Below are 4,166 nucleotides of genomic sequence, written 5' to 3' on the forward strand. Positions count from 1 at the left end.
ACCTCAAGTACCGCCGCTACTACCACCAGTTCGACTACTAATTCCATTTGGGGGAAACTGTAATGAGGCAATACATCTTCGCCAGCCACGCGCATTTTGCGACCGGCATTAAAGAGAGCACCGAGCTGCTCTCGGGCGCGCGCGATAACGTTCACGATCTATCGATGTTTGTCGACGGTCGCACCGACGTCGCCGAGGAGGCCGCAAAGCTGCTGGCGACCATCGACCCTGCCGATGACGTGATTGTGTGCACCGACCTGTTTGGCGGTAGCGTCAACAACGAGTTCACCAAGATCGTTCAGACGCGTCCCAACACCTACCTTGTCGCCAACATGAACCTGCCGCTGCTGATCCAGCTACTGTTCTCGGATCAGGAGGCTCCCGCCGATCAGGTTATCCGCGAGATAATCGCGGCTGACGACACGCGCGTCAAGTTTGTCAACGATCTGCTGACCGATGCGGATGACGAGGAAGAGTTCTAGTCTCCGCCTGCTATTAATGGGGCCGGGTTTCCGGCATGAGACCTTTGGGGGTCAATCATGATTCAACTGCTTCGCGTCGACCATCGTCTGCTTCATGGCCAGGTGGCCGTCTCTTGGGTCCAGGGCCTGGGCTCCGACTGCATCTTCTGCGTCGGCGACAAGGTTGCCAACGATCCCGTTTGGAAGACCACGCTCAAGATGGGCAAGCCGGCCAACGCCAAGCTCGTCATCAAGGACATGGAACACGCCATCGAGGCAATTAACTCTGGTGTCACTGATAAGTACAAGATGATCATCTGCGTCGCCAGCATCGCCGAGGCCAAGCAGCTTGCCGACGGCTGCCCGCAGATTACCTCGATTAACCTGGGCAACACCAAGTCCAAGGACGAACAGCGTCCCGACGCCCGCCAGGTTTCGCGTCAGGTCTTTGTGACCGCCGCCGAGGAAGAGGAAATCCGCGAGCTCGTCGGTCGTGGTGTCGAGGTCGAGATTCGCGCTCTGGCCGATGACCCCAAGGTCGACGCTATGAGTGTCCTGTAACTTGGGACCACGGGGCGGCACGCATGGTGCTGCCCTATCCGTGGAGTAGCGGATAAACGCTTTACCCGGTAGTCCACCTACCGTTCACCGGAAGTACCTGCCCGTTGAGCGATTGGTATTAAATAGTTTCTGCATGACTATATAATTGGTATGAAATCATTTGTACCGGTTTAGGTGTTAACAGCACGCCGGTACAAGCTGGATCTGCCTAGGCGATTGTCGGCATGGAAAAGGGCGCGCTGACAAGTCGGGAATCGCCGACCGGATCCAAGAGGGATCAAAAGGAGGAACAATGCTTGTTCAAGCGATCCTCATCGGACTTATCGCTGCTTTCGGTAAGCTCGATTATCAGCTCGGTACGCTCTATGCGTTCCGCCCGATCGTTCTGTGCCCGCTCGTCGGCATAGTCCTCGGGGACCTGCAGTCCGGCCTCGCCATCGGCGCGAGCCTCGAGCTGCTCTTCATGGGTTCTATTGCCATCGGCGCTTACGTGCCACCTGATGAGACGATTGGCGGCGTGCTCGCCTGCGCCTTCGCTATTCAGCTGGGCCAGAGCACTGAGGCCGCTATCGCGCTCGCGATGCCCATCGCCACCCTGTGCCTGGCCATCAAGAACGTCATCAACGCCGGTATGCCCCTTCTGGTCGACCGCGCCGACGTCTTTGCCAGCAAGGGTAACCTCAAGGGTATTTACGCTATGCACTGGGTTATCGGTCTTGTGATTGTCGCCCTGGCCTTCTTCCTGTGCTCCGTCTCCTTCTATCTTGGCGCTGACGCCGTTCAGGGTCTGCTCGACTTCATCCCGACGTTTGTCCTTGATGGCTTTGGCGTCGCAGCCAACATCCTGCCTGCCATGGGCTTCGCAATGCTCGGTCGTCTGGTGCTTACCAAGCAGCTCGTGCCGTTCTACTTCCTGGGCTTCCTGATGTGCTCCTATGCCAACGTGCCCGTCCTCGGTGTCGCTCTGATCGCAATCATCATCGGCATCAACAAGTTCGACCTGCTGGGCCTTGGTGGCGCCCAGCCCCAGCTTTCTGTGGAAGGGGATGAGGACGATGACTTCTAATTCCGAGAACCAGATTACTCGCTCCGACCTCATTAAGAGCTCTCTGAGTACCGGCGCTCTGGGCATGGAGTTCTCCTGGACCTACTACAAGCAGATGAACATTGCCTTCTGCCTGATGGTCGCCAACATGCTCAAGAAGATCTATGCCGGCCGTCCCGACGATTACGCCGAGGCCCTGCACCGTCACAGCGCATTCTTCAACATCACCCCGCAGCTCGCTCCCTTCGTGGGCGGCATCGCGATGGCCATGGAAGAGAAGGTCGCTCGCGGCGAGGTTGAGCCCGAGAGCGTCAACGACATCAAGGCCGCCCTCATGGGCCCGCTTTCCGGTCTGGGTGACTCCTTCTTCCTGTCCACCCTGCGCGTTGTTGCCGCTGCCGTGGGCATCAGCCTGTGCCAGGCCGGCAACGCCTTTGGCCCCATCGCCTTCCTGCTCATCTATAACATCCCGGCGTTCCTGATTCGTATCTTTGGCGCTATCAAGGGTTATGAACTGGGCATTGGCTTCCTCAACGAGGCTCAGAAGACCGGTCTGATGCAAAAGATCATGGCCTGCGTCGGCATCGTCGGCGTCATGGTGGTCGGCGCCATGAGCAAGGACATGTTCTGGGCTTCGCTGCCCGTCGCCATCGGTCAGGGCGACTCCGCCCAGACCCTCCAGGACATCCTGGACGGCATCATGCCCGGCATGCTCGGCATGGCCGCCTTCTGGATTTACTACTGGCTGCTCTCCAAGAAGATCAACCCGATGGTCCTGATTCTCTGCACCATGGTCATCGGCATCATCGGTGCCTTCTTTGGCGTGCTTGCCTAATATGTTTAAATCGCGCTTCCATCGCGTCTAACGGTTGCGTCGATCTTTGGGGGCTTGTCGCATGTGCGGCAGCCCCCTGTTTTTTAAAAGCCCGTACGAAAGGGGAGGACTATGGCCGTACCCGAGCTTTCGCTCATGAACATCAACCATCGTTACTACAGCATCGAGACGTTCTTTAAGGCTGCAGGCGAGGCGGGTTATCGCAATATCGAGCTGTGGACTGGCTCGATGCACCTGTATGTGGATTGCCACGAGCACGATTCGGTGGATAAGATTCGCGATCTTGCCGCCCAGTACGGCATCAAGATCGTGTGCGTGTGCCCCGAGCAGAACAACCCCAAGCCGTGGAATGTCGCGGTGCGTGGTGAGGCGGGCCAAAAGCGCATACTCTCGTACTTTAAGAATGTCATTGACGTTGCCGTTGAGCTGGGTGCGCCGCAGATTCTGGTGACGAGTGGTTGGGCCTATCTGGACGAGCCGGCTGAGGACGCCTGGGCCCGCAGCGTTGCCATGCTGCATTCGGTATGCGACTATGCCGATACGCGCGGCATTCGCGTTGCGCTCGAGGCGCTGCAGCCGTCGGAGTCCGTGCTGGTCAACACCGCGCAGGACGTCGCGCGCATCCTCGAGGCGGTCGATCGTCCCAACCTGAAGGCTTGTATCGACTTTGGCGCCATGGAAGTTGCCGGCGACACAATCGACGGCTACTTTGAGGTCCTGGGCGACAAGATCGTCCACACCCACTTTGTGGATGTCGGCGGCGGCACGACGCATCTTGCCTGGGGCGACGGCGAGCGCGATATGCGTGCCGACCTCGAGGCACTCATGCGCCACGGCTATACGGGCTATGCCTCGGCCGAGACGTGTGACGGCCGCTACTATCAGGATCCGTCTAAGGCGACAACTCAGGTTATCGATATGTATCGTCGTGTGATAGCAGAGATGGAAGCCGAATAACCGAACTGCGCGGTTGCGCCGGAAACACTAGGGCTGGTTTGGCGCAACGTAGTTTTAGGTGGCGAGTTGCGGAGTGTTCGTTGCAGTGCTGCTCGAATTAGACAACTAATGGCGTTGTAATACCACTCGGGCGAGGAAACCAACCGTTCGCCGTAAATCTTCGTGAGTTTAGATTGGTATTAAATAATGAGCAATCGTATGGCTATAATTGGTATCAGCAAGAAGCGCGATGTATAGAATCGCGCACATGTGATGGGAGGACACACATGAAGGAGACCGAGAAGATCGAGATCATGCACTTCGACCA

General features: G+C 57.7%; 5 protein-coding genes. All 5 read left to right on the top strand.

Features of this window, described 5'->3' with window-relative positions; translation table 11 throughout:
- Positions 1–62 precede the first annotated feature (62 nt).
- The 5 genes from DXC90_RS09365 to DXC90_RS09385 all read left to right on the top strand — a co-directional run bounded on the left by DXC90_RS09365 (position 63) and on the right by DXC90_RS09385 (position 3,859).
- Positions 63–482: a PTS sugar transporter subunit IIA gene (locus tag DXC90_RS09365; RefSeq protein ID WP_117636068.1), complete on the top strand. Its 420-nt coding sequence runs from the start codon at positions 63–65 to the stop codon at positions 480–482.
- A gap of 57 nt (positions 483–539) precedes the next feature.
- On the top strand, positions 540–1,022 hold the full coding sequence (locus DXC90_RS09370) for a PTS sugar transporter subunit IIB (protein ID WP_117636067.1): 483 nt from the start codon (positions 540–542) through the stop codon (positions 1,020–1,022).
- A gap of 292 nt (positions 1,023–1,314) precedes the next feature.
- Positions 1,315–2,088, top strand: a complete 774-nt coding sequence (locus tag DXC90_RS09375; protein ID WP_117636066.1) for a PTS sugar transporter subunit IIC — start codon at positions 1,315–1,317, stop codon at positions 2,086–2,088.
- Positions 2,078–2,902, top strand: a complete 825-nt coding sequence (locus tag DXC90_RS09380) for a PTS system mannose/fructose/sorbose family transporter subunit IID (protein WP_369831513.1) — start codon at positions 2,078–2,080, stop codon at positions 2,900–2,902. The genes DXC90_RS09375 and DXC90_RS09380 overlap by 11 nt, the downstream gene beginning before the upstream one ends.
- 111 nt (positions 2,903–3,013) lie before the next feature.
- Positions 3,014–3,859: a sugar phosphate isomerase/epimerase gene (locus DXC90_RS09385; RefSeq protein ID WP_117735743.1), complete on the top strand. Its 846-nt coding sequence runs from the start codon at positions 3,014–3,016 to the stop codon at positions 3,857–3,859.
- Positions 3,860–4,166: the final 307 nt, after the last annotated feature.

Origin of the sequence: Collinsella sp. TF09-1AT, from assembly GCF_003436895.1 — a bacterium.
GTDB lineage: Bacteria > Actinomycetota > Coriobacteriia > Coriobacteriales > Coriobacteriaceae > Collinsella.

Excerpts from the sequence above, each read along its gene's own strand:
- DXC90_RS09365 (WP_117636068.1), top strand. The coding sequence starts at position 63 with ATGAGGCAATACATCTTCGCCAGCCACGCGCATTTTGCGACCGGCATT.
- DXC90_RS09370 (WP_117636067.1), top strand. The coding sequence starts at position 540 with ATGATTCAACTGCTTCGCGTCGACCATCGTCTGCTTCATGGCCAGGTG.
- DXC90_RS09375 (WP_117636066.1), top strand. The coding sequence starts at position 1,315 with ATGCTTGTTCAAGCGATCCTCATCGGACTTATCGCTGCTTTCGGTAAG.
- DXC90_RS09380 (WP_369831513.1), top strand. The coding sequence starts at position 2,078 with ATGACTTCTAATTCCGAGAACCAGATTACTCGCTCCGACCTCATTAAG.
- DXC90_RS09385 (WP_117735743.1), top strand. The coding sequence starts at position 3,014 with ATGGCCGTACCCGAGCTTTCGCTCATGAACATCAACCATCGTTACTAC.